1 pseudogene is annotated in these 2,303 nt (G+C 63.2%); it reads right to left on the minus strand.

Going from position 1 to position 2,303, the window contains the following annotated elements:
- Window positions 1-213 precede the first annotated feature (213 nt).
- Window positions 214-2,259: pseudogene (locus ACK59Z_RS25715) on the minus strand (TonB-dependent siderophore receptor); the annotation flags it as partial.
- Window positions 2,260-2,303: the final 44 nt, after the last annotated feature.

The raw sequence follows: 2,303 nt of genomic DNA on the forward strand, positions 1-2,303 counted from the left end.
TTCAAGGCCATTGGGGCTGCTGCGCAGCCCATCGCGACGCAAGGCCGCTCCCACACGGATCGCGCCAGCTTTTAGAAATTGAGCAAGACAGTCGCTCCCACGGGCAATTGGAGTGCCCCCAAGAAGTTGGACACCCATCCAACCCTTGGGGGCAGTCCACACCTGTGGGAGCGGCCTTGTGTCGCGAAAGGGCCGCAGAGCGGCCCCGGCAATCTAGAAGCTGATCGAAGCCGAAAGCCGAGCGGTACGCGGTGCCCCCTGGAACAGGTAGTTATCCCCCAGGTAATCCCCCACATCGCGCCAGTAACGCTTGTCCAGCACGTTATCCACCGTCAGCCGCAGCACCGTGTCATACCCGCCAACACGGGTACTGTAGCGGCTGCCAAGGTCGAACACGGTATACCCGCCAACCTCTACATTGCCCGCCTGGCTCGCATACTTGCTGGCGCTATACCGCGCCCCGCCCAGCAGCGCCAGCCCCGGAACCGGCAGGGCATATTCCGCATGCAGCGCCGCCCGGAATTTAGGCACGTTGATCGCCTGGTGCCCTTCATAGGCTTCGGTGCCGCTGTTCTGCACCCGCGCCCGAATGGCTGCCGCACTGGCCTGTACCTGCAGGTTCGGGGTCACCCGGCCGCTGGCACCCAGTTCCAGGCCGGTATTTTTCTGCTGGCCTTGCTGCACGTAGGTGAAGTTGCCGATGCCGTCCGGGCGCGCGTACTGGTAAGCCTGGCGGATCTGGAACAGGGCGGCACTCAGGCTCAGGCCTTGCCAGTCGTGCTTGAGGCCAAGTTCAAGTTGGCGGGAGGTGGTGGGTGCAAGGATCTCAGCTGCATTGCTGGCGAACCAGGGTGCTGTGCCTCCGGCAGACAGGCCCTTGGCGTAGCTGGCGTATACCGTGGTGTTCGGCTGCGGTTTGTAGATAAGCGCAGCGTTGGGCAGCAGCTCGTATTGGCGGGTATGGCGCCCGGCTACGCCGTTCTCGTCCCAGGTCTTTTCATCCAGGCGCACTTCACGGGCGCCCAGCACAGTCTGCCATTGCTCGTTGAAGCTGATGCGGTCGCTGACGAACAAGCCGTACTGGCGGCTGTCCAGCCGGCGTTCGCTGGCGCCGACGGGTTTGTCGGACGGATCGAGGTCCGGGGCGCCGGTATGGATGTTGCCGGTACCAAGCCACTCGTTGTAGTAAGGGCGCTGATCCAGTGTGCGTCGCTGCGCACTGGTACCCACGGTCAGCTCGTGCCCTACGCCCAGCGCATCGAAGTGCCCGTTGAGCATGGCCTGTGCCTCGTCGGTACGGCGGGTATCGTCGGGGCTGCGGAAGTCATAGATGTCGTAGTCGCCATTGCTGCCGAAAAACGCCCCCTCGCTCGAACCCCAGGCAAACGCGCTGTAGTCGTCGATCACCACTTTGCTGCGGGAGGCGCTCAAGGTGCCGGTCCAGGTATCGTTGAAGCGGTATTCGAAGCGGCCGCCCAGGTTCAGCGAGTCGTTCTGCACAGGCTTTGCCCAATGCTGGTAGGCCAGGCGTCCTTCCGGGTCGACGCCGTGTGGCACTTCAGTGCCACCGAGCAGCTGGTAACCCGGCACCGACGACTGTTCGCGGTGTTGATACTCGGCATCCAGCTGCAGGGTGGCATCCGGGTTGATCTGCCAGTCGAATGCCAGCGAGGCGAAGTCGCGCTTGCCGTCAGCGTGGTCGACGTAGGTGCGGATGTCTTCATGGGCCAGGTTGGCGCGCAGGCCGAACTGCTTTTCGCTGCCGAACCAGCCGCCAAGGTCGGTGGCCAGATAGCGTTCGCCCTGTTCGTTGGTCGATACCGTGACGCTGCGTATGTCTTGGGCCCGCTTGGTCACATAGTTGATCAAGCCGCCCGGCTCCGACACGCCGGTCTGCAGCCCGGACAGGCCCTTGAGCAATTCCACCTGCTGCTTGTTTTCCAGGGCTACGTTCTGTTCGCCGGCAATGGTCTGGCCATTGATGCGATAGCTACTGGCGGCGTTCAGCTCGAAGCCGCGCACATTGAAGTTTTCGTAGTAGCCGATGGGGGCATAGCTTTCGCCGACCGAGGCATCGCTTTGCAACACTTCGCTAAGCTTGCGTACCTGGCGGTCTTCCAGCAACTGCTGGCTGAACACGCTGACAGAGGCGGGGGTGTCGAGCAGTGGCGCGGGCTGGAAGCCGGCCACCGCGGCCTGGCGTACCTGGTAGCCATCATTGGCGTAGGTGTCGGAGACCTGCAACGGGGCCAGCACCACGCCTGTCTTTTATTCCCCTCTCTCCCAGCCCACGCTATGCACGG

This window comes from Pseudomonas sp. KCJK9058 (genome assembly GCF_046230975.1).
Taxonomy (GTDB): Bacteria; Pseudomonadota; Gammaproteobacteria; order Pseudomonadales; family Pseudomonadaceae; genus Aquipseudomonas; species Aquipseudomonas alloputida.